The 21828-nt window shown below is 36.4% G+C and carries 17 protein-coding genes and 1 tRNA gene; 11 read left to right on the forward strand and 7 right to left on the reverse strand.

The genetic code is table 11. The annotated features are described in order from the left end of the window. Positions 1-90 precede the first annotated feature (90 nt). The gene (gene panC, locus ASG21_RS05055) at positions 91-936 is read right to left on the reverse strand and encodes a pantoate--beta-alanine ligase (RefSeq protein ID WP_056076714.1); all 846 of its coding nucleotides are present in this window, start codon (positions 934-936) and stop codon (positions 91-93) included. Between the two features lie 166 nt (positions 937-1102). Between panC and ASG21_RS05060 the strand changes: the two genes are divergently transcribed. The 8 genes from ASG21_RS05060 (at position 1103) to ASG21_RS05095 (ending at position 11286) form a co-directional block, all read left to right on the forward strand. Beyond that, a complete protein-coding gene (locus tag ASG21_RS05060) occupies positions 1103-1873 on the forward strand; it encodes a glycogen/starch synthase (RefSeq protein ID WP_056076718.1) in 771 nt (256 codons plus the stop codon). 10 nt (positions 1874-1883) lie between these two features. Continuing rightward, positions 1884-3449 carry a DUF4270 family protein gene (locus ASG21_RS05065; RefSeq protein ID WP_056076720.1) on the forward strand — a complete coding sequence of 522 codons (1566 nt, stop codon included), beginning with the start codon at positions 1884-1886 and terminating at the stop codon, positions 3447-3449. A gap of 28 nt (positions 3450-3477) precedes the next feature. Continuing rightward, positions 3478-5331 (forward strand): glutamine--fructose-6-phosphate transaminase (isomerizing), encoded by a 1854-nt coding sequence (gene glmS / locus ASG21_RS05070; RefSeq protein ID WP_056076722.1) that lies wholly within the window; start codon positions 3478-3480, stop codon positions 5329-5331. A 110-nt stretch (positions 5332-5441) separates the two neighbouring features. Then, a complete protein-coding gene (gene gldK / locus ASG21_RS05075; RefSeq protein WP_056076724.1) occupies positions 5442-6857 on the forward strand; it encodes a gliding motility lipoprotein GldK in 1416 nt (471 codons plus the stop codon). A 59-nt stretch (positions 6858-6916) separates the two neighbouring features. Then, positions 6917-7609, forward strand: a complete 693-nt coding sequence (gldL, locus tag ASG21_RS05080; protein ID WP_056076727.1) for a gliding motility protein GldL — start codon at positions 6917-6919, stop codon at positions 7607-7609. Between the two features lie 40 nt (positions 7610-7649). Continuing rightward, the gene (locus ASG21_RS05085) at positions 7650-9239 is read left to right on the forward strand and encodes a GldM family protein (protein ID WP_056076728.1); all 1590 of its coding nucleotides are present in this window, start codon (positions 7650-7652) and stop codon (positions 9237-9239) included. A 15-nt stretch (positions 9240-9254) separates the two neighbouring features. After that, positions 9255-10193 carry a gliding motility protein GldN gene (gene gldN, locus ASG21_RS05090; protein WP_056076730.1) on the forward strand — a complete coding sequence of 313 codons (939 nt, stop codon included), beginning with the start codon at positions 9255-9257 and terminating at the stop codon, positions 10191-10193. Positions 10194-10248: 55 nt separating this feature from the next. Beyond that, the gene (locus tag ASG21_RS05095; protein ID WP_056082133.1) at positions 10249-11286 is read left to right on the forward strand and encodes an FAD-dependent oxidoreductase; all 1038 of its coding nucleotides are present in this window, start codon (positions 10249-10251) and stop codon (positions 11284-11286) included. A gap of 19 nt (positions 11287-11305) precedes the next feature. Here ASG21_RS05095 and ASG21_RS05100 read toward each other — a convergent pair whose 3' ends face one another. The 3 genes from ASG21_RS05100 to ASG21_RS05110 form a co-directional block, all read right to left on the reverse strand. Next, entirely contained in the window at positions 11306-11683 is a 378-nt protein-coding gene (locus ASG21_RS05100) for a hypothetical protein (protein WP_056076731.1), read from the reverse strand. A gap of 176 nt (positions 11684-11859) precedes the next feature. Then, positions 11860-11946 (reverse strand) — tRNA-Ser (locus tag ASG21_RS05105). 47 nt (positions 11947-11993) lie between these two features. Next, positions 11994-13019: an asparaginase gene (locus ASG21_RS05110; RefSeq protein WP_056076733.1), complete on the reverse strand. Its 1026-nt coding sequence runs from the start codon at positions 13017-13019 to the stop codon at positions 11994-11996. Positions 13020-13254: 235 nt separating this feature from the next. Here ASG21_RS05110 and ASG21_RS05115 point away from each other — a divergent pair, with 235 nt between their 5' ends. Then, a complete protein-coding gene (locus tag ASG21_RS05115) occupies positions 13255-13914 on the forward strand; it encodes an RNA methyltransferase (protein WP_056076735.1) in 660 nt (219 codons plus the stop codon). A gap of 9 nt (positions 13915-13923) precedes the next feature. Beyond that, the gene (locus ASG21_RS05120; protein WP_056076738.1) at positions 13924-14583 is read left to right on the forward strand and encodes a hypothetical protein; all 660 of its coding nucleotides are present in this window, start codon (positions 13924-13926) and stop codon (positions 14581-14583) included. On the opposite strand, the gene ASG21_RS05125 is transcribed toward ASG21_RS05120, so the two are convergent. From ASG21_RS05125 to tsaD, 3 genes are all read right to left on the reverse strand, one after another. Continuing rightward, positions 14580-15275, reverse strand: coding sequence for an RsmE family RNA methyltransferase (locus ASG21_RS05125; protein WP_056076739.1), 696 nt, complete (start codon positions 15273-15275; stop codon positions 14580-14582). The two genes, ASG21_RS05120 and ASG21_RS05125, sit on opposite strands and share 4 nt — an antisense overlap. A gap of 134 nt (positions 15276-15409) precedes the next feature. Beyond that, the gene (locus ASG21_RS05130; RefSeq protein ID WP_056076741.1) at positions 15410-15820 is read right to left on the reverse strand and encodes a hypothetical protein; all 411 of its coding nucleotides are present in this window, start codon (positions 15818-15820) and stop codon (positions 15410-15412) included. Positions 15821-15962: 142 nt separating this feature from the next. Next, positions 15963-16979, reverse strand: a complete 1017-nt coding sequence (gene tsaD, locus ASG21_RS05135) for a tRNA (adenosine(37)-N6)-threonylcarbamoyltransferase complex transferase subunit TsaD (RefSeq protein WP_056076743.1) — start codon at positions 16977-16979, stop codon at positions 15963-15965. A 4-nt stretch (positions 16980-16983) separates the two neighbouring features. Between tsaD and ASG21_RS05140 the strand changes: the two genes are divergently transcribed. After that, entirely contained in the window at positions 16984-21765 is a 4782-nt protein-coding gene (locus ASG21_RS05140) for a hypothetical protein (protein WP_056076745.1), read from the forward strand. Positions 21766-21828: the final 63 nt, after the last annotated feature.

Here is a 21828-nt window from a genome sequence, read left to right on the forward strand (position 1 = left end):
GAGTTTACTGAAAAGTAAATTTTTTTCATATTAATATTTTGTGATTTGGTGTTTCAAAGGCTTCTTTCCAGAAGCCTTTGATTTTTTATGCTACATTGGTAAATTATCAATTAACCTTACACCATCTACAATCACAACGATAAATGCTCTGTATTTTCTGTCATTATAAAAAAACTCTGCTTCTTTTAAGGTCTTTTCTTCAGCAATAAGAAAATATTCAAGCTGCATATTTTGCTGGTCATCAAAAACATCTTTTACCTTATCTTTAATGACAGGATAAGAATCTTCCTTAAACCAGGTTTTTACTTTTGTAAGTGTTTCAAAAATTACTTTTGAGGCATCTCTTCTTGTCTCAGAAAGTCTTTGGTTTCTTGAGCTTAAAGCCAATCCGTTATCTGCTCTGTGGGTGGGAACACCAATTATTTTTACCGGAAGATTCTGCATTTCAACCATTTTTTTGATGATCGCCAGTTGCTGGAAATCTTTTTCCCCAAAATATGCGCAGTCTGGTTTTACCTGCTTAAATAATTCTTCCACCACAGTTCCCACACCGTCAAAATGACCGGGACGCGATTTTCCTTCCATTTCATTTTCCAGTCCGCCAAAATCATAGTTTTTACTTTTCGCCTGCTCAGGATAAATATCTGAAACTTCAGGTATATAAACAGCATCTACCAAACCTGAATTTTTTAATATATGAAGATCTCTGTCCACATCACGTGGATATTTTGCCAGATCATCCTGATTATTAAATTGGGTGGGATTTACAAATATAGATGAGATCACAAGATCGTTATCTTTACGTGCTTCTTTATATAATGAAAGGTGCCCGTCGTGCAAAGCTCCCATTGTCGGCGCAAAACCTATCTTTTTGCCCATTTCCCTTTGTCTTTCTATAAAATCCTGAAGAATTTTTCTGCTTTTTAAAACTTCCATATTACTTTAATAGTTTATTCAAAAATAATAAATAATGACGTAATCAGGATAATTTGTTTTAGAGATATGGGTTCTTTTATCGTAAAAAAATGTTAATTAAAATAATGTTGAATGTTTTTTCGTAATTTTGCACCTTATAGCATTTTTAAAATATAGAAAAGAATTTATGCCCAATCAGAAAATACTGTACATTACCACAGAGATGTACCCTTATCAGGAAGATACAAATTTAGCTTCGGTGGTAAACAAAATGGCGCTTAAAATGCACAATGAAGGCAATGATGTAAGAGTTTTTATGCCGAGATTTGGACAGATAAGTGAAAGGAAATTTCAACTGCATGAGGTGATCCGCCTTTCCGGAATGAATATTATTATCAATGATCTGGATCAGCCTCTTATCATTAAGGTAGCTTCTCTGCCTGGCGAAAGGCTTCAGGTTTATTTTATAGATAACGAAGAATATTTCAAAAGAAAACAGACTTATTTTGACGATGATGGAGTTGCTTTTGAAGATAATGATGAGCGTGCAATCTTCTTTGCAAGAGGTGTGATCGAAACAATCAAAAAGCTTAACTGGGTTCCCGATGTAATTCATCTCAATGGATGGATGGCTTCTTTTGTTCCGGTTTACCTTAAAACTTATTACGGTTCTGATACTTATTTTAAAGATGCTAAAATTGTACTTTCTGTGTACAATGAAAAAAATGCAGCTTTAAGTTCTACTGTTTCTGAAAAACTTAAGTTTGATAATATTTCAGACCTTAAATCACTGGAAAGTCCGAGTTTTGAAAGTTTTGTTATCGAAAGCATGGGCTATGTAGACAGCATCGTAAAAGGTGACGAATTTTTAAATGAAAATCTGGATAAAGCATTCAACGAAAGTTCCACTGCAAAGTCGGAATATCTTGATGTAGATTCAATCAAAACTTTATATTAAAATAATTTTAATGATCAATAATATTAAAAGAGCATTTGCCATATTGTTTCTGATGGTTATCGGGAGTGCTGTGCTTTATAATTGCGAACCGGAAATCGACAGTTTGGGTGAGCAGCTTTTTTTAGAAGATGGTACCAATGGAAATGAGGTTTCTTATGACCTTATCGCGTACAATATTGACAATAATGATATTGTGAGAGCGGATTTTTCTACTTTGGGCAGTGCAGTAATTGGTGTTTTCGATGAACCGCAGTTTGGTAGGCAAAAGGCGTCATATTTTACACAAATCAGAATGGCTGCTTATGATCCGGATTTTGGTACTAACGCGGTTGTAGATTCGGTTGTTATGGTCTTAAAACCAAATGTACCACAAAGTTCAGATTCACTTGTAACAACTACGAACGAAAGCTATGTATATCCTGACGGAAATGCTGATGCTAAGTTAGAATTGAAAACCATACCAGTAAGCAAGTACGGCAAGACAAAGACTGCAGGTAATATTACGCCGCTTACTCTAAAAGTTCATGAAGTTACTGAATTTATGGGAAGTTATACAGATAGCGTCTTTTCAAATAAAGATTTTGCAGCTGGTGTTGAACTGGGATCAAAAGTATTTAACGGCTTTGCAAAATCTGTTACTATTACAAAAGATGCAAATAACGAGCAGGTTTTCACATCAACTAATGATATTAGAATTCCTTTAGATAAAACGTTCTTCCAGAATAAAATTATTGCGAAGAAAGGTCAGTCTGAACTTAAGGATATGTCAAACTTCATCAGATATTTCAGAGGTTTGAAAGTTTCTGTTCAGGAGAATGACGGTTATTTATTTTCAATCAATCCTAACGATGCCGGAACTCAGGTGATTATGTATTATAAATATGATAAGACTGAGAATGGTACGACAACAGCAACTAGAAATACATTTAATTTTACTTTAGGTTCAGGAAATGCGCATTCATCTTTAGTAAATTACACAAGGCCTGCAGGTTTTGATGCAGAAATTACTGCTGATGCGACAAATGGTCATAAAAAACTATATGCACAGGGAATGGGAGGTCCTTCAATTGGAATTAAATTTAAGCCAGAAGTAATCGAAGATTTAAAAACTAAATATCAAAATAATAAGACTGCTATTGTTACTGCAAAAGTAAGACTATATGTAGATTCTCAAACCTGGGAAAATTCCCTTTTGAAACCAAGTGAATTGACTATCGTTCAGAAAGATAAAGATAACAATGGTAAAGTTACAACAGCATTTACAACAGATATAACCGCGTTGAGCGGAGCACCGAATTTTGCGTATTTAAAAGCTTTTAATTTAGATAAAAAAAATGCTTATTATGATTTTACAGTAACACAGTCTCTGAAAGATATCGTTGAAGGAGGTAAAGGATATGCGGATAAATATTTAAAAATCGATATTGCGCAATTTTTACGGGCATCTGATGGTGTGGCATTAGCTGGCTATAATTTAACTACAAGACCTTTTGCGCGGGAAAGGATAGTCTTTGTTGGATCTGATTCTGCAAATAAAGATAAAGCGCAATTGATATTAGTTTACGGATCAAAATAATTTAAATAAAAAACACAATATATAATTTATGTGCGGAATTGTAGGATATACAGGTTTTCAGGATGCTTACGAAATTGTAATCAACGGCCTCAGAAGACTTGAATACAGAGGATATGACAGTGCCGGAATTGTACTTGAAAAAGCAGATCACAGTCTGGAAGTGCAAAAAACCAAAGGTAAAGTTGATGATTTAGAAGGAATTGCAAGTCAGCTGAAAGGAACTGCAAAAATAGGAATGGGTCATACACGATGGGCGACACACGGCGTACCGAGTGACAGAAATTCACATCCCCATTTATCAAACAACGGAAAAATAGCAATTATTCATAACGGTATTATTGAAAATTATGATACTATAAAAATAATGCTTACCGATAAAGGATTTACTTTTCAGTCTGAAACAGATACTGAAGTTTTGGTAAACCTAATCCAGTATTTTATGGATCTTAATGCGGAAACAGATTTTCCAACAGCAGTAAGATTCGCATTAAATGAAGTCTACGGAGCGTATGCAATTACAGTAATGCATGAAGATTATCCGGGAGTTCTGGTAGTTGGAAGATTAGGTTCACCATTGGCTATTGGAATAGGAGATAAAGAATATTTCATTGCTTCAGATGCTTCTCCTTTTGTAGAATTTACGAAAGAAGCCATTTATCTTGAAGAGGGTCACATGGCAATTATCTCTCTTGAAAAAGGTGTAGACATCAGAACAATAGTTGAGAATTCTAAAATTCAGCCTGAAATTCAGGAACTGAAGTTGAGCTTAGAGCAGATTGAGAAAGGTGGCTATGAGCATTTTATGCTGAAAGAAATTTTCGAACAGCCAAAATCAATTCACGATACGATGAGAGGTCGACTTCTTGTAGATGAAGGAATCATCAAGATGGCTGGAATCTGGGATCATATCGAGAAATTCAAAAATGCAAACAGAATCATCATCATCGCTTGCGGTACTTCTTGGCACGCAGGTTTGATTGGTGAATATTTAATTGAAGAATTCGCAAGAATCCCAGTTGAAGTAGAATACGCATCAGAATTCAGATACAGAAACCCAATTATTACAGATAAAGACGTTGTAATTGCTATTTCTCAATCTGGAGAAACTGCAGATACGATGGCTGCCTTAAAATTAGCTAAAGAAAGAGGTGCATTTATATATGGTATCTGTAATGTGGTAGATTCTTCTATCGCAAGAATTACTGATGCAGGATCTTATACACACGCTGGTCCGGAGATCGGTGTAGCTTCCACGAAAGCTTTTACAGCTCAGCTTACTATTTTAAGCATGATCGCTTTAAAGCTTGGAAAACATAACGGTAATTTAGGGAATGCAGAATTCATGAATCTTATTGCAGAACTGGATGCTATTCCTAAAAAAGTAGAAGAGGTTCTTACTGCAACTCATGAATTAACTCAGGAAATCGCTAAAGACTTTATCAATGCTACAAACTTCCTGTATTTAGGAAGAGGTTACAATTATCCTGCAGCATTGGAAGGAGCTTTAAAACTAAAAGAGATTTCTTACATTCACGCTGAAGGATACCCTGCAGCTGAAATGAAACACGGTCCTATCGCTTTAATTGATGAAAACATGCCAATCGTTATCATCGCCCCTAAAAAAGGTCATTACGATAAAATTGTAAGTAACGTTCAGGAAATTAAAGCAAGAAAAGGTAAAGTAGTTGCTGTTGTTAATAAAGGAGATACTCAGGTAAGTGCTATGGCAGATTATGTGATTGAAATTCCTGAAACATCTGAATGTTTTTCTCCTGTAGTGGCGTCTGTTCCTTTACAGTTGCTTGCTTATTATATCGCAGTTTACAGGGGGGCAAATGTAGATCAGCCAAGAAATTTGGCAAAATCTGTTACTGTAGAGTAAAAAAATGACTAGGAAATAAAATAACTTTAGTTTTTTTTCGTTATTCTAAAAAAAATCTTAAAAGTTTCTTAAAAAAATTATATATTTACGGCTTAATTATAAAAATTAACATGAAAAGGATATTTCTTTTATTAGTGTCTGCGTCGGTAGCATCGGTATCTTGTTCAGGTGGTGGAACTTCTTCTGTTGGGAAGCCAGGAACAAAAGGAGAATTGATACCTAGAGAAAAAACATCGTCATTTGTAGCGGAAAGACCATACGGTATGGTAGCTATTCCCGGAGGTTCATTTATTGCTGGTATGTCTGATAAGGACTTAACAGACAATCCTGAGAAAGCACCTCTAAAGACTGTTACAGTATCTTCATTCTTTATGGATGAAGCTGAAACTACAAATGCTGAATACAGAGTATTCATTAATTATGTAAGAGATTCTATCGCTAGAACGATGCTTGCTGAAGCTGCCGGTGAAGGTGGTGACGGTGGTGGCAGAGGTCAGAGCATCGGAGACTATGCCTATCTTGCTAAAAAAGAAGAAAACCTTACTCCGTATCAGGAATATCTTGACGGTGCTGGTGGAAGAGATGACGGTTTTGATGGTACTAAAAGATTAGACTGGAAAATTCCTTTGCACTGGAGTACTTCTAAATATCCAGATGTAGAATATGCTGAAGTTCTTGAGTCAATGTATTTACCGGCTTCTTCAAGAGTAGGTAGCGAGAGACTTTTGGATGTTAGTAAATTAAAATATACATACAGATGGGGAGATATGGATGCTGCTGTTGCTGAAGATCAGAGAGGTGCAAACTTCCTGAGAAGCGAAAGCATCGCAATCTATCCTGATACTACTGTTTGGAAAAAAGATTTCCACTTTACGTATAATGAGCCTTTGTTTGAGCAGTACTTCTGGCACAAAGCTTATAAAGATTATCCTGTAGTAGGAGTTACCTGGGATCAGGCAAGAGCTTACTGTAACTTCAGATCTAAATTAAAATCTGATTATAACGAAAGCTTAAAAAGAAGAAAGCAGGCGCCAATCAGATTCAGACTTCCAAATGAATTCGAATGGGAATATGCTGCGAGAGGAGGTATGCAAAACGCAACTTATCCTTGGGGTGGTCCTTATTTAATGGATGACAGAGGATGCTATCTTGCAAACTTCAAACCAAAAAGAGGTAACTATATGGAAGATGATGTGAAAGGTACTTACACTTACACAGCTCCTGTAAAGAAATTCAAAAAGAACGGTTTTGGTTTATTTGATATGGCCGGTAACGTTTCTGAATGGACAGATTCTCCGTACAACAACTCATCTTACACATTCTCTTCTACATTAAATCCTTCTACTAAAGACAGAACTGAAGTGAAAAAATCTGTAAGAGGTGGTTCTTGGAAAGACGTAGGTTACATGTTGATGAACGGTGCCAGAGACTGGGAAAGAAAAGATTCTGCAAGAAGCTACATCGGTTTCAGAACAGTACAGGATATTCCGGAAGCTGCAGTAAAAGCTAAAAGAGTAAACAGATAATATTACCATTTATTTTATATCATTTTATTAACAACTCATTTTAAAAAAAACTAACGTATATGTTTAAGACTAAAGATGCGTGGATGAATTTCTTCTATTCATTCGGTGCGGCAATTGTAATTCTTGGAGCTTGGCTAAAAATTACTCACATTACTCTGGGACCTATTAATGGTAATATCGCACTTACTGTTGGATTGGTTACTGAAGCGATTATCTTCATTATCTTCGCTTTCGATCCACCAGCAGCTGAAGAATCTTACCACTGGGAAAATGTTTATCCAGAACTGTTGGACAAGCATGCAAACCCAAATCCTTTACACTCAAATGTTTCTTCTAAAAATACAGTAGATCATTTTGCAGAACTAGAAAATTCTTTATCTGGTAAATTAGACAAGATGCTTCAGGATGCAAAATTAGACGTGCAGTTATTCGACAGATTAAGAACAGGAATCGATAAATTCTCAAGTTCTGTAGATCAAATCAATCAAACTGTTGACGTTTCTGCTTCTACTCACAAATACAACGACCAGTTAAACAAAGCTGCTACACACATGGAAAGCATGAATGCTCTTTATGCAATGCAGTTAGAAAACGGTCACAGACAATCTGAATTTGCTAAAAAGTATGTTGATGATATGCAGAAATCAGCAGAGCAGTCTGAGAAGTTTAACCAAGAATTACAAGGTTTAACAACCAACCTAAACAGCTTAAACAGAGTTTATGGTGGTATGTTAACTGCTATGAAGTCATAATCCTTAACCATTAATTTAATCAAAAACTAAAGAAAAGATAATGGCAAAAGGAAAACAGACTCCACGTCAGAAGATGATCAACCTAATGTATTTGGTGTTCATCGCAATGATGGCCCTAAACATTGATGTTGAAATCATCAGATCATATTATGATTCTACACGAGCTCTTAACGAAACAAGAAGCTTGACAGAAAGCAAAAATGAAAAGATTTTTGAAAAGACACTTGAAGCAAAAGCAATGCAGGTACCGGATACGTATGCAGAACCTTTGAAGCAATACCGTGTTCTTAAAACGAAAATCGACGACTTAGTTCAGTTTGCTGAAACTGTAAAGGTAGATTTAAAAAAGAAATCTGAATTTTTCGATAAAGATCCTAAAACCGGAAAGGATATGGATGTAAGCGAAAACTTCTCTGCACTGAACAACAATGAGGCCACTACAGAATTTTTCTTCAAGGAAGGTGATGAGAACTCAACATCTAAAGGTGCGGCAGATCTTAAAGCTAAAATGGATGACGTAAGAAATTACATCAATACAACTTTTGGAAAAAATCCTCAATTGGTAGACGTAGTAAACAGAGCAAACAAATCTATTATTACAGATTATCCTCAGGGTAAATCTCCAAATGGAAAAACCTGGTTCCAGAATAAATTCTATCACCAGCCGCTTATTGCAGCGATCTCGAATTTAGAAATTATTCAGAATGATGCGAGAAACGTACAGTCTGATGCATTGGCAATGATGCTTTCTGAGAAAGTGGATGCAAGCATCAAGTTTAATCAGTACGAAGCTATCGTTTCTGCACCTACAGACATCGTTGCCGGTGGTAAAGCTGAAGCTGTAGTAATGTTAGGATCTTATTCTAACAGTGATAAAATCAGAATCTCAGGCGTAAGCAGACAGGAGAACGGTAAAGGTTATTTACCACTGAACACTGGAGGTATTGGTAAAAGAGAATTTTCAGGTGTAATTTCATTAACTGATTCTGAAGGTAAAGTAACTACACACCCTTTCAACCATACATATAATGTAATTGCAGGTCCTCAGGAAGTAAAACTTGAAAAAGGATTATTACTGTCTGCTGATAAGATGAATGTAATGTATAGAGGTTTAGAAAACCCAGTATCTGGATCTATCTTAGGTGCTGATAATTCCAAACTTTCATTATCTGCTCCTGGAGCACTTGTTAGAAATACAGGTGCTGGTAAATGGATTGTAAAACCTCAGGCAGGTAATACAGTTAAATTAACATTGTCTGGAACGAATCCGAGTGGTCAGAGTGTTTCTCAGGTATTTGAATATAGAATTAAAAATGTACCGCCGCCACAAGGGCAAATGAGAGGACAGAATGTATTAACAATGCCGGCTACTTCAATTCAGAACCAATCAGTTCAGGCAGCAATTCCAGACTTTGATTTCCCTGTTACGTTTACTGTAACTGAATTCATGGTTAGAGTTCCTGGGAGAGCAGCAATGTTAGTGAAAGGTAATTCGCTAAGTGATGCAGCTGGATTATTGAAAAATGTTAGATCAGGAGATGATGTTTCAATTATTGAGATTAAAGCAACAGCTCAGGGATTGGAAGGTCCTATCAAGAGAATTACTCCAATCATAATTCATGTTCCATAATTTAAAACAACTATTATGAAAAAATATATTAGCAGTCTTTTAGTTTTAGCCTCTGGGTTTGTTTTTTCTCAGACTATTCTAAATGCTTCATCTCCTGATGAATTCAGACAGATGAGAGCAGATAACATGAGAAAAGTTGGGGATACTGTAATCAGCAATAAAGTTGCTCCTTTGGAATACGGATTTGTTGATGAAAAAGATATCTTAAAAAGTATGATGGTTTGGGAGATTATAGATCTTAATGATAAGATTAATCAGCCATTCTATTACGATAACCCTAACGGCTTACTATCTAAAAATACAAGATCTTTGTATCAGATTTTATTAGATGCAGCTTTAAATGGTCAGATTGAAGAAGTTTATGATGACGAAGATTTTACTACTAAGTTATCTGCTGAAGGAATCAGAAAGAGATTAGAGAAGGTAGTGTTAAATGACGCTGCGATCGACATTTTACAATCTGGTAGACCACTTACTGAGCAGGAGAAAAAGGAATATACCGACTTTTTTCAAACTACAACCGATAAGGTTAAGATGTTGAAAATTATGGGTATGTGGTTCATTGACAGAAGAGATGGACAAATGAAGTACAGACCGTTAGGTATTGCAGCAATGGGTCCTGATCCTGCGGTTCAAGGTGTTTATGATGCTGAAGGAAAAGCAATTGCTGGTAAGGATGAGTTAATAGATTTATTTTGGGTTTACTATCCAAAAGCTAGAGATATTTTAGCAAACAATTATGTCTACAACAAGAAAAACTCTTCAGCAGATATTTCTTTTGATGATGTAATCAATGCAAGAAGATTTTCTTCAATAATTTACAAATCTTCTACTGGAACAGGAGATGGAAAGATTGAAGAGTACATTCCTCAAAATGCAGAAGAGCAGTTAGCTGAAAGCCAAAGAATCAAAGAACAGATTCTTCAAATGGAAAATGATATGTGGAATTATTAAGAATCCACTTGATATTTATAAAAAACCTGAGTACTTTTACTCAGGTTTTTTTATTATGGAAAATGTAGATTACATCATCGTCGGCGACGGATACGCGGCGCTTTTTTTTGCTCATCATCTGATCAGGGAAGGCAAATCTTTTAGGTTGTTCTCAGAAAGTCGCAAAGGAGCTTCCCAGGTTTCTGCCGGAATTATTAATCCGGTTGTTCTCAAAAAATTTACAACCTTTTGGAAGGCACAGGAACAGATTGATTATTTAAAAATTGTATTGTCTGAAATCGCCAGCTATACTGATAAAAATTATTTAATAGAACAGCCTATTCACCGTATTTTCCATGATGAAAATGAAAAAAATCTCTGGTTAAAGAAATCTTCGTCTGAAGAATTACAGAATTTTCTGAATACAGAATTTGCTCAGTTGGAAGATGTGAGAAATCCTTTTGGAACAGGCAGCGTTAGCCAGTCTGCGCGTCTTGATGTAGCCTCCTTTTTCAGCGATATATTTGCTTATTTAGAATCAAAAAATTATTTAGTCAAAGAAAAACTTGATTACAGTCAAATCAATCCCGTTGAAAATACTTACAAAGAATTTAAATTTAAAAATATATTGTTCTGCGAGGGAATGGGAGTTACAGAAAACCCTTTTTTCAGAGATATTCCCGTAATCCCAAATAAGGGTCACCATATCAAAGTTCGGCTTCAGAATGATTTAAAAACAAGCGTCACTATCAAGAAAAAACATTTTCTTTTTCCCTTAAATAACGGACTGTATTTCTACGGCGGAACTTACGACAGGGATCAGCTCCATTCTAAAATTGATGATTCCGCGGTAGAGCAACTTGTCAGTGGCTTGGCTGAAATTTATCCTTTTGATTTTGAAGTGAAAGATATCAGCTTTGGTTTCAGACCAACCGTCAAAGACAGAAGACCAATTGTCGGCAGACACAAGAGCCACAGGGATTTCTATGTTTTCAACGGTTTAGGTGCACGCGGAATACTCAACGGAAGTTTCTTCTCAAAACATCTTTACGATTTTATTGAAAATGAGGTGCCGTTGCCTGCAGAAATTTCGCTGGAAAGATTTTTACCTTAAATTTCTAATGAAAACCTGATTACTGCATCTGCGTGGTAGCCTGATTTGTAATTTTCTTTGAAGTAAATAGAACCATATTGTAGTTCTTTTTCAGAAAAGTAACTTCCTTATTGTTTTCAGTAAACTGATATTGGTTGTCAGAAGTAGAATAGGTGTTGCTTTCAAAATCTTTTTCGAGAATGTAAACTGTTCCGTTGTATTTTACGGTTTTAGCTTTGTTTTCTTTGTGAGTTCCTACAGAAAGTTTTTCACCGAGTTGATCTGTATAATCATGAAAAACAATTTCTTCATGTGATTCAGTCTCCTGTTTCGGAATCTGGATGTCCGGATCCTTTGATGGCGCAGTACAGCTGTATAAGACGACAGCCGTCATGATGATGAATAGTTTTGTTGACATATTGTGTTTATTTAGTAGATTTAGTGTGATGCAAAAATACAACAATTTATGCTGATAAATGTTAATTTTTATTAAAATAACGAATAATTTATAATAATACTAAAATATTATGCGAATGTGATATTCTGATCTGGAGTATAAACACAAAAAAACCGCCTGTTAACAGACGGTTTCAGCAGAGAGGAAGGGATTCGAACCCTCGATACAGTTACCCGCATACTACCTTTCCAGGGTAGCTCCTTCAACCACTCGGACACCTCTCTAGTTTGAAGACTGCAAAAGTACAGTATTTTATTGAATTAACAAAAGCTTAATTTCCCAATTCACTTATTTCACCACAAATATTCTTCGAAAAATTTTCAGCAAAACTTCCCTCATATTTTGGATTGTTCAATACATGCATCGCTTTGGTAATCGCAGCTTCTGCAGTCATATCTTTACCGCTTATGGCACCTATTTTTGCAAAAATATTACTGTTTTCATATTTCCCGAATGAAATTCCACCAGAAATACACTGGCTTACAACCACTATTTCAGTCCCGTTATTTCTTATCTGCTGAAGTGTTTCAAAAGTTTTCGAGCTGCTGAAAATGGTTCCTGAACCGAATACCTGCAGAATCATAACTTTCATTTTCGGAATTTCCTTGAAATGATTCAGATTCATGCCCGGGAAAATCCTCCAGAATAAAATATCCTCACAAATATGATCATCCACATAAAACTCAGATTTTGAATAAGTTCTCCATAGATTATCTTTATCAATGTTTAGATGCACCCCAGATTGCCCCAGAATAGGGTAGTTTGGACTTGAGTAAGCATCAAAAAATTCAGCAGAATATTTCAGAGTACGGTTTCCCCGAAGAAGTTTATATTCAAAATAAATCGCAACTTCCTGAATGACTGCCTCGTTTTCTTCATAGAGACTTGCGTAGTATAGACTTGTGAGAAGGTTTTCCTTGGCATCAGTTCTCAGATCTCCGATCGGAAGCTGAGATCCAGTCAAAATCACAGGTTTTGTTAAGCCTTTCAGCATAAAACTCAGTGCTGATGCGGTGTAAGACATGGTGTCCGTTCCATGGAGAATCAAAAAGCCATCATATTTTGTATAGTTATTCAGAATATAATTGGCTATAATTTTCCATTCTGTTGGTCCCATATCCGAAGAATCCAGAGGTTTGGCGAAAGGATGCACAAAAACCTCACATTCCATCAGCTTCATTTCAGGCATTTTTTCAAAGATGTTTCCGAAATCAAACGCTCTGAGACTTCCTGATTCGTAGTCTTTTTCCATCCCAATGGTTCCGCCGGTGTAGATCAACAGTACTTTTCTTTTCATAGATTCAAAAATACGTTTTTTTAAGATATTATTTTTGTTTTGGGCGCCTGTATCCGTCTTCCGTTCCCGCTTTTTTGCTCGTCGTACCTCCTCACAAAAAGAGCTCCACTCAAGCCGGGGCGCAGATTTTTTTGTTAATCAACGGTGTTTTCTACAATTAAAAGCATTTCATGTCCCAACATATTCCACACTTCTATGTCTCGTTTTGCCTCAAAAAAATTATTATTTTTGCCGGATGAAAGACCAGCAGATTTACGATTACCTCAAAAATTTCCTCACAGAAGAAAGACTTTCCAAAATCGAACATTTCGCACCGGAAAGTTCAGATTTTATCCTTCCGGTGATTGAAGATATTTATCAGTTCAGAAACGCGGCTGCGATTGTGCGTTCTGTTGAGGCATGTGGTTTTCATAAAGTCGTTGCCCTGCAGGAAGAATACAGTTTTGAACCCAACTTAAGAGTTACAAAAGGTGCAGACACATGGGTGGAAGTAGAAAAACTGCCCAGAAATATGGAGTCTTTTCAGAATATCAAAGACCGCGGCTACAAAATGGTCGCAGTTTCATTAGAAAAGAACGCAAAATTTCTCCCTGACTACGAAATTACCGAACCAATTGCCTTGGTTTTCGGAACCGAAATGCAGGGCGTTACCGAAGAAATTCTTGATTTTGCAGACGAAACTTTAGCCATTCCAATGTATGGTTTTACAAGAAGTTTTAATGTGTCGGTTGCTGCTTCGATCTGTATGTATGAACTGAAACAGAAACTCATAAAATCGAATATTGATTATAAATTAAACGAAGAAAAACTGCTGCAGATGAAAATCCGCTGGGCTGTAAATTCCATTAAGAGTGGACAACAGATTTATAATAAGGTTTTGAAAGAAAATACATAAATTCATTTGATGAAAAATACAGTTTTGTTGATTGCTTTACTTTTGATTTTTTCCTGTCAGAAAGATGAGAAATCCAAAACTGTTGAGCCTGTTATTAAAATAGATTCTCGAGAAATTGCAAAAGAAAAAATAGTCAAACTGTCTGACGAGGAAATTTTGAAAATTCAGGAGGAAGAAGAGATCAAAAGGTCTCAAATTGTCAGAAAATATACAGTTTCAAAAAAAGGAAATGGTTTTGAATACAAAGTTTTCTGCGAAGAACAGAAAAGTGGACTGATCAATTTCCCAAAAATAGAAGTCTTAAAGAGTGGGAAATTATTTCAAAAGTTAGAGACTGAAAAAGATTCTACATTGGTTTTGCATGATTATGAAGTGAGTTTTTCATGTGATGAAGACTGGAATTTTGACGGTTCTAAAGATTTTAAACTGATCAAGTGGGTAGGGATGGTTGACCAATCGTATTACTTATGGCTTTTCGATGAAAAATCAGGCAAATACATATTTTCACCGTCATTCAGTAAAATAATAAATCCTGTTGCAAATCTAAAGAGTAAAGAAATTACGTCCAGTTACCACGCTGGTCCTACGACTTTTTACTATTCAACATATCAGTTCAAAAAAGGAAAGTTTATAAAAACACACTTTGAAGTTGAGGGTGAAGAAGATTAAAACATCTTATTATAATTCCATGCAGCGACAAAGACACCCGCCGTTTCCGTTCTCAGACGTTGATTTCCGAGAGAAACTGCTCTAATTCCCTTCTCGGCCAAAAATAAAATTTCCTTATCCGAAAAATCGCCTTCAGGCCCGATCAGAAAAGTATAGTTTTCCAATTTTGGAATTTCATTTAAATTAATTCTCTCCAGATTTTCGTTGCAGTGTGCGACAAAAGTGGTTTCAGAATCAATATTTTTCAAAAAATCAGGTAATTTAATTAAATCATTAATGATCGGAAAATGAAATCTTAAACTCTGCTTTGAAGCTGCGATTGCCTGCTTTCTGATTTTATCGATGTTGAGATTTTTGCGCTCCGTTTTTTCAGTCTGAAGAATGGTAATTTCAGAAATTCCCATTTCAACTGCTTTTTCAACGAAAAATTCTATCCGGTCGATGTTTTTAGTTGGCGCAATCGCAATATGAAGTTTCGGACTGAAATCAGGAGTTTTCATTTTAATTTCATCAACTTCAATTCCTGCCTTTTTACCTTCAATGACCAGTCTGCCGCCTGCCAAATTACCTTTGCCATCGGTCACGTGAATTTCTTCACCCGTTTTCATGCGGAGAACCTTTACAATATGCTGCTGTTCTTCGTCGTTGATGATTGCTTTTCCGTTGCTTATTTCGCCAAAAAAAAGTTTCATAAATGAAATAATTTATAATATGCTTAAATTATATTTTAATTGAATATCTTCCTTATCAAAAGCTGATTAACCGTTGTCAGACTGAGCCTGTCGAAGTCCTTTTCAATAAACGGCTCCGTAAATTGAATTAATACCTAAAAATAAATCTCATTCTCACTCAAAAATGCTACTCCGGTTTTTATAGTTGTGTAAACATCGCCTTCGCAGTCTCTGTAGGAACACATGTAAATTTCTTCCACCCAAACATTATTCATGAAAATCAGATTCAGATATTCGTTTTTTCTGAGATTATTTTTAATAGATAGATAATCACCTTCGTTCGGTTCGTACGAAAAGCTAAAAACGTTTTCAGCATTGATTTTCTCAATCACTTCTTCCTTTACATTCTGAATAAAACCGGTCTCTGAACTTATCATTTGAAAATCATCTTCATCAAATTCTGCCGAAGCATCATTTTTTCCTGTAATGGTTTCCAAAACCCAATAATATTTCGAATTCTTTTTAGATTGAGTTCCCAGTACTTTTTCTTCAAGTAATATTTTCATCTGTTGATGTTATGTTTATTTTAAAGCCTAAACTTTAATTGTAAAATTAAAAATGTAAATAAGTTTGAACTGTAAATTAAATACTGTAAATTTTTTATTCACAATATTTCAAACATTTCCTTAAACCTTGTGCAGTAAAAAACTACAAATCATATTTCGAGGTTGCCGTCGTCCTTAAATCGGTAAATTCTCCTCTTTCAAATTTCAATTGAGCGACCATAGCAATCATCGCTGCATTATCTGTGGTATATTCAAATTTTGGAATGTAAATATTCCAGCCAAGTTTTTCTTTGTTGTTCTGCATCACTTTTCTCAGTTCAGAGTTGGCTGAAACTCCACCCGCAATCGCAACGTCTTTTATATTTAAATCTTTAGAAGCCTTTTGCAATTTATTCATCAAAATTTCAACAATGCATTTCTGTACAGAGGCACAGATGTCATTCAGGTTTTCTTTAATGAAATCAGGATTTTTCTTAACTTCTTTCTGTATAAAATAAAGAACAGAAGTTTTCACTCCACTGAAAGAATAATCATAATTTTCAAGCCGCGGTTTGTTAAACTGAAAGGTGTCAGGATTTCCTTCTTTAGCTAATTTATCGATAATTGGTCCTGCGGGATAATCAAGGTTTAATATTTTACCTATTTTATCAAAAGCCTCTCCGGCAGCATCGTCTATAGATTTTCCGATAATTTCCATATCAAAATAATCTTTTACAAGCACAATCATGGTGTGACCACCACTTACGGTCAGACATAAAAACGGAAATGTAGGAGGCACAGGATTTGCATCGTCGATGAAATGTGCCAAAATATGTGCCTGAAGATGATTAACCTCTATCAAAGGTACGTTAAGGCTCATAGCCAGAGACTTTGCGAATGATGTGCCCACAAGCAGTGAACCCAAAAGTCCGGGACCCCTTGTGAAACCTATCGCAGAAATTGCATTTTGTTGTATATTTGCTTTGACGAAAGATTTTTCAACAACAGGAATAATGTTTTGCTGATGTGCCCTGGAAGCCAGTTCCGGAACCACACCGCCATATTCATTATGAATTTCCTGATTGGCCGCGATGTTGGAGAGAATGGTATTTCCTTTGATAATCGCTGCAGAAGTGTCGTCACAAGACGATTCGATACCTAAAATAATAGAGTCGCTCATTATAATGGCAAAGTTAGAGAATAATAACGAAAATAAGAACAAAAAAACGGTAAGTGAAAATCTGGGAGATCAGGTACAGAAAACCGTAGAAAATGTTCAGGAGTCGGTGAAAGAAGCTTCAGATTTTGCTGCCGATGCCATCAGACATCCTATAGATACCGCTCAGGAATTAGGAAAGCAGGCTGCCAAAGATGTGGTAAGCTATTCTTGGTGGGCAAAATTATTATTGATTCTTTTTTGGTCAGTTCTCTCTATCGTGGTTCTTGTTTTTATTGCCATCAATCTGCCAGTGACCAAAAGATGGGCTGCAGATCAGGCTTTGCAGATTGTGAACAGAGATTTTAAAGCCAAAATGTCTACAGAAAGCGTTGAAGTAGATTTCTTCGGTGACGTTACCATCAAAGGGCTTAGAATCAAGGATTATAAAGATGTTGATTTTATAAAAGCACGGGAATTCAAAGCAAATTCAGATTGGTTTTCTCTCGCAACCAATATCGGAAAACACAATTCATTAAGTTTTAACGGATTAAGATTGATTGATGCTGATATAAAAGTGATTACGTACAAAGGCGACAGTATTTCAAATTTCATCAGATTTACAAAGCTTTTCGACAGCGGAAAAAAAGCCGATCCGTCAAAACCACCATTTCAGTTAAACTCCCGACTCGAAATTTTAGATTCTAAAGTTTCAATTGTCAATCAGAATTCTCCCGGCGAACCAGGGAAATGGCTTACGGCAACCAATGTCAATCTCATTGCGCCAAAAGTAAAAGTAAACGGAGTGAACATTGCCGCAACAATCAATAATTTTACTTTTACCACAAAAAGATGGGGGAAAGCTCACTTTGTAGAAACTTTTTCCACAGACTTTGCGATGACCAAAGATTTTCTTTTGCTGAAGGATTTAACTTTTAATACAGATCATTCACTTCTGCAGGGCGACATTAAATTTAATTTACATGACGGCTCGTGGGCTGATTTTGCCGATAAGGTAAAGTGGGAAATGGATATGAAGCTCGGAAGTCAAATCAGCGGCTACGATATCAGCTATTTTGTAACCAACTGGGATAATTTTATCCCTTTTAATGTCTCAGGTAAAATGACCGGTCCGCTGAATAATTTTACGCTTGATAATTTCCTGATCAGAAATCCGTCAGTCAACATTGCGACCAAAAAAATGGAGGTAAAAAATTTGTTGAAAGGCAATTTTTTAATAGAAACAAAAGCTCTTTCAGCGGATTTTACTTATAAAGACTTAAAAGCGATGATGCCTAAATTCATCTCTGCTAAAATGAAGAATTTTGCAGATGATTTCGGTAAATTAAAATACAATGGTAGCGCAAGGGTAAATCCGAAAGAGGTTTTTGTGTCTTCAGGAAACCTTATTACAGGAATCGGACAGGCACAGATTACGAATTTTTCGTTAAGGGAATATAGTTCGCCAATGCCGAAATATTCCGGTTTAGCAGTCGTAAAAGATCTGAATACATCAGTCATTACAAAAAATAAAGCTGTAGGATTGATCTCGGGAAGATTCGACGTTAACGGGCAGAGTTTCGATGTGAACACCATGAGAATTTCTACAAAATCTCAGATTTCAAGCATCGAAATTATGGATAAGGAAATCAATAATCTCAATCTTGACGGTCTGCTTGATCACAGAAAATACAACGGTCTCATCACCGTGAACGATGAAGAAGTAAAAGCGACAGTAAAAGGTTTGATTGATTTCAGTACATCAAGAATTTCTGCCGATGTAGATGCAGATATCAATTCTTTAAATTTGAATTATTTTACCGGACAGGCGGGCAGACAGATCGTCAGCGGAAAAATCAATGGAAAGATGGCGATGTCTGATCTCAATGATTTAGGTTTGGATGTGAGTGTAGACAACGTTTATTTTGCCAATGCCGGCAACCAGTATCACATTCCCCATGCGAAAATCAACACAAGAGTGGAAGGCGGTAACAGAATTATTGATGTAAACGCTCCCGGAGCTGTAGACGGACAGATTTCAGGGAAGTTTAATCTTGCTGATCTTTCGGGAATGGTGCAAAACGGTCTGGCAAAAATTCTTGTAGGTCCGACTCCGAGAAAACTGTACCGCGGACAGAAATTTAATCTGAATTTCGATATTGAACAGGGTTTGGTTGCTTTATTTATGCCTGATCTTCAACTTTCACAGGGTGCAAAAGTTGTTGCAGAATATGACGGAGATTCTAATAATTTAGTTCTTGATCTGGATGCGGCTTCAATGAGATACATCATGACGAAACAGCAGGAAATTACGGATGCTGACCGTGCCTTGGCAGAAGCAAATCCCAATTATAAAATTAATGACCGTCTTGTAATAACCCGCGACAGTGCGATGGTCGACAGTATAAAGGTGAGAATTAATACAGCAAGTCTGGATCAGCAGATTTATGCCAAAATAAACAGGCTTCAGTACAATCAGAATATTCTTAAAGATATTATACTTACAGGGCAGAATGACAATAATACTCAGTTAAAAATTGCTGCAAGCTTTAAACACGGCAGTCCACAGGACGAAGAGGATGAAAATCTGAAAAATTACACGGTTAATTTTAACCAGTCGAGCAATGAGTTTGGAGATTACGTTTTCAGGTTTGAGCCTACAGAAGTTAATTTTAATAATGTGAAATGGGCTATTGATACCAATCCTGCGCTTGATCATTCCATCACGTACCGGAAGAAGACAGCCGATTTTGAAATACGGAATCTGAGAATATATTCTGACGAAAGTTCGTTACAGGTGAATGAAGCAACTTTTAAGTCAGCAAAAGATTTCTATCTTGATGCCGAAGTGAGCAATTTTGCCATTGGAAAGATCCTTGAAATGACTCCAAACGGAAATACCATGGATATCAAAGGTCTGGCGAACGGAAATGTGAAGATCAGGATGGATCAGAGCACGCTTCAGCCATTGGTGGATCTTACGGTTGATGATATTATGATGAACGGAAATGATATGGGCGATATCACCATTTCTGCGACCAACAGTTTTTCGCTTAACGTTTACGATGTTGATGTAAAAGTGACTTCTGCAGGGATTATCGGGAATAACAATCTTCATCTTACAGGAACTGTTAGTAACAATACAGCTACTCCAACGATCGATCTCAACGCTGAGCTCGATGAGTTTGATCTTTCCTTCGCACAGCAGTTTGTACAGACGGTTTTCGGTAATATGCGGGGCAAAGCAACCGGCGATCTGAAGATCAACGGAACAATGAAAAACCTCGATTACAGTGGAAATATTGCACTGAAAGATTTTGGTTTAAAACTTCTTTTCACCGGAGTAGATTATACATTTGACAATACAACGATTGATCTAACTAAAGGTCTCGCGATTCTCAACAACATCGGTGTGCACGACGGAAGAGCCAATTCAAAAGGAACAATTTCAGGATTGATCAGATTTGAAACACTGTCTTCGATGGGGATTTCCTTACTGATGAGAGCAGATAATTTATTAATGCTCGATACCACTCAGAAAGACTACGATCTGTTCTGGGGTAGAGTTTACGGTCAGGGCGAACTTTTCGTTGATGGACCTGTTTCTGCTTTAAGCCTTTCAACTCCGAATATGAAAGCGCTGAACGGAAGTAATTTCACTTTCAATTCAGCTTCTACATCCAATGTGGAAGAGTTTAAAATGCTTAGATTCCTTCAGGAAAATAAAAGCGGACTTGTAGTTTTGGAAGAAAAGAAAAAAACCGGGGCCAACATGGATATCGATTTTACGCTGGATGTTGATAAAGGTACAAACGTAAATGTTCTGGTGGGAGATGACGTTGGAAATATTAATGTAAAAGGTGTAGCTGATGATCTGAGATTCAGAATGAGCCGCGCGGGAAATATAGAATTAAGTGGAGATTACATTGTTGAAAACGGAACCTTCGTATCAAAAGCAATTCTGAACAGAACGTTCCAGATTCAGAAAGGCAGCAGCATCAGCTGGGATGGCAATGCCATGACGCCGACTCTGGATATCACCGCCAATTATGTGAGAACGGTTTCAAATGCCGGACAATACCTTAACATTGGCGTTGGACCTATCAATGTTCTGCTACAGGCTAAAATTACTAATACTTTAAATGATCCAGATGTAAAATTGGGAGTAACGGCTTTGGATGTTTCCAGCCAGGTGAAGGAGGCTTTGGCAACAAGAATTAATCAGGCCGAAGGTGAAGACGTTTTGCAGTTCGGATCAATTCTCCTTTTAAACAGTTTTAATACAAGCAGCAGCACCGTATCGCTGGATGCAGCAGGTTTGGCGGAATCATCCGGCTATAATCTTGCTTTAAAACAGCTTGGATCTATCATCAATACGATGAGCAGTGAGTTTCAGATTGATTTAAATTACGTGAGAGGTGATTTGGGGTCAAATACCGGAGACCGTGCCAACGCAGGTTTAAGTTTTGCCCTTTCACCTAGAATAGAGGTTAAAACAGGTCTTGGGATTCCTTTAAATCAGACCGAGGGAACAACCCAGAATTACCTGTCCGGCGAAGGCTCAATTGAGTATGATATTTCAAAAAAGAATGACGGAACGCTGATTCTGAGAGGATATTCAAAACCTACCAACATTGGAATGGGTAACGGAACAGTAATTACCAATGGTTCTGCAAATCAGGCCTATGGTGGAGGTGTTGTCTGGAGTAAAAGTTTCAATTCTTTCTTTAAAAAGAAGAAAAAAGATAAAAAACAGACTCCGAAGAGAGACTCTATAAAAACAGATTCCGTAATTTCAACTAATAAATAATCGTAAAGTCATAATGATTTTTATCATAGCTGTTAATTATAGTTAATATTTGATATTTTTTTT

Origin of the sequence: Chryseobacterium sp. Leaf394 (assembly GCF_001424105.1) — a bacterium.
GTDB lineage: Bacteria > Bacteroidota > Bacteroidia > Flavobacteriales > Weeksellaceae > Chryseobacterium.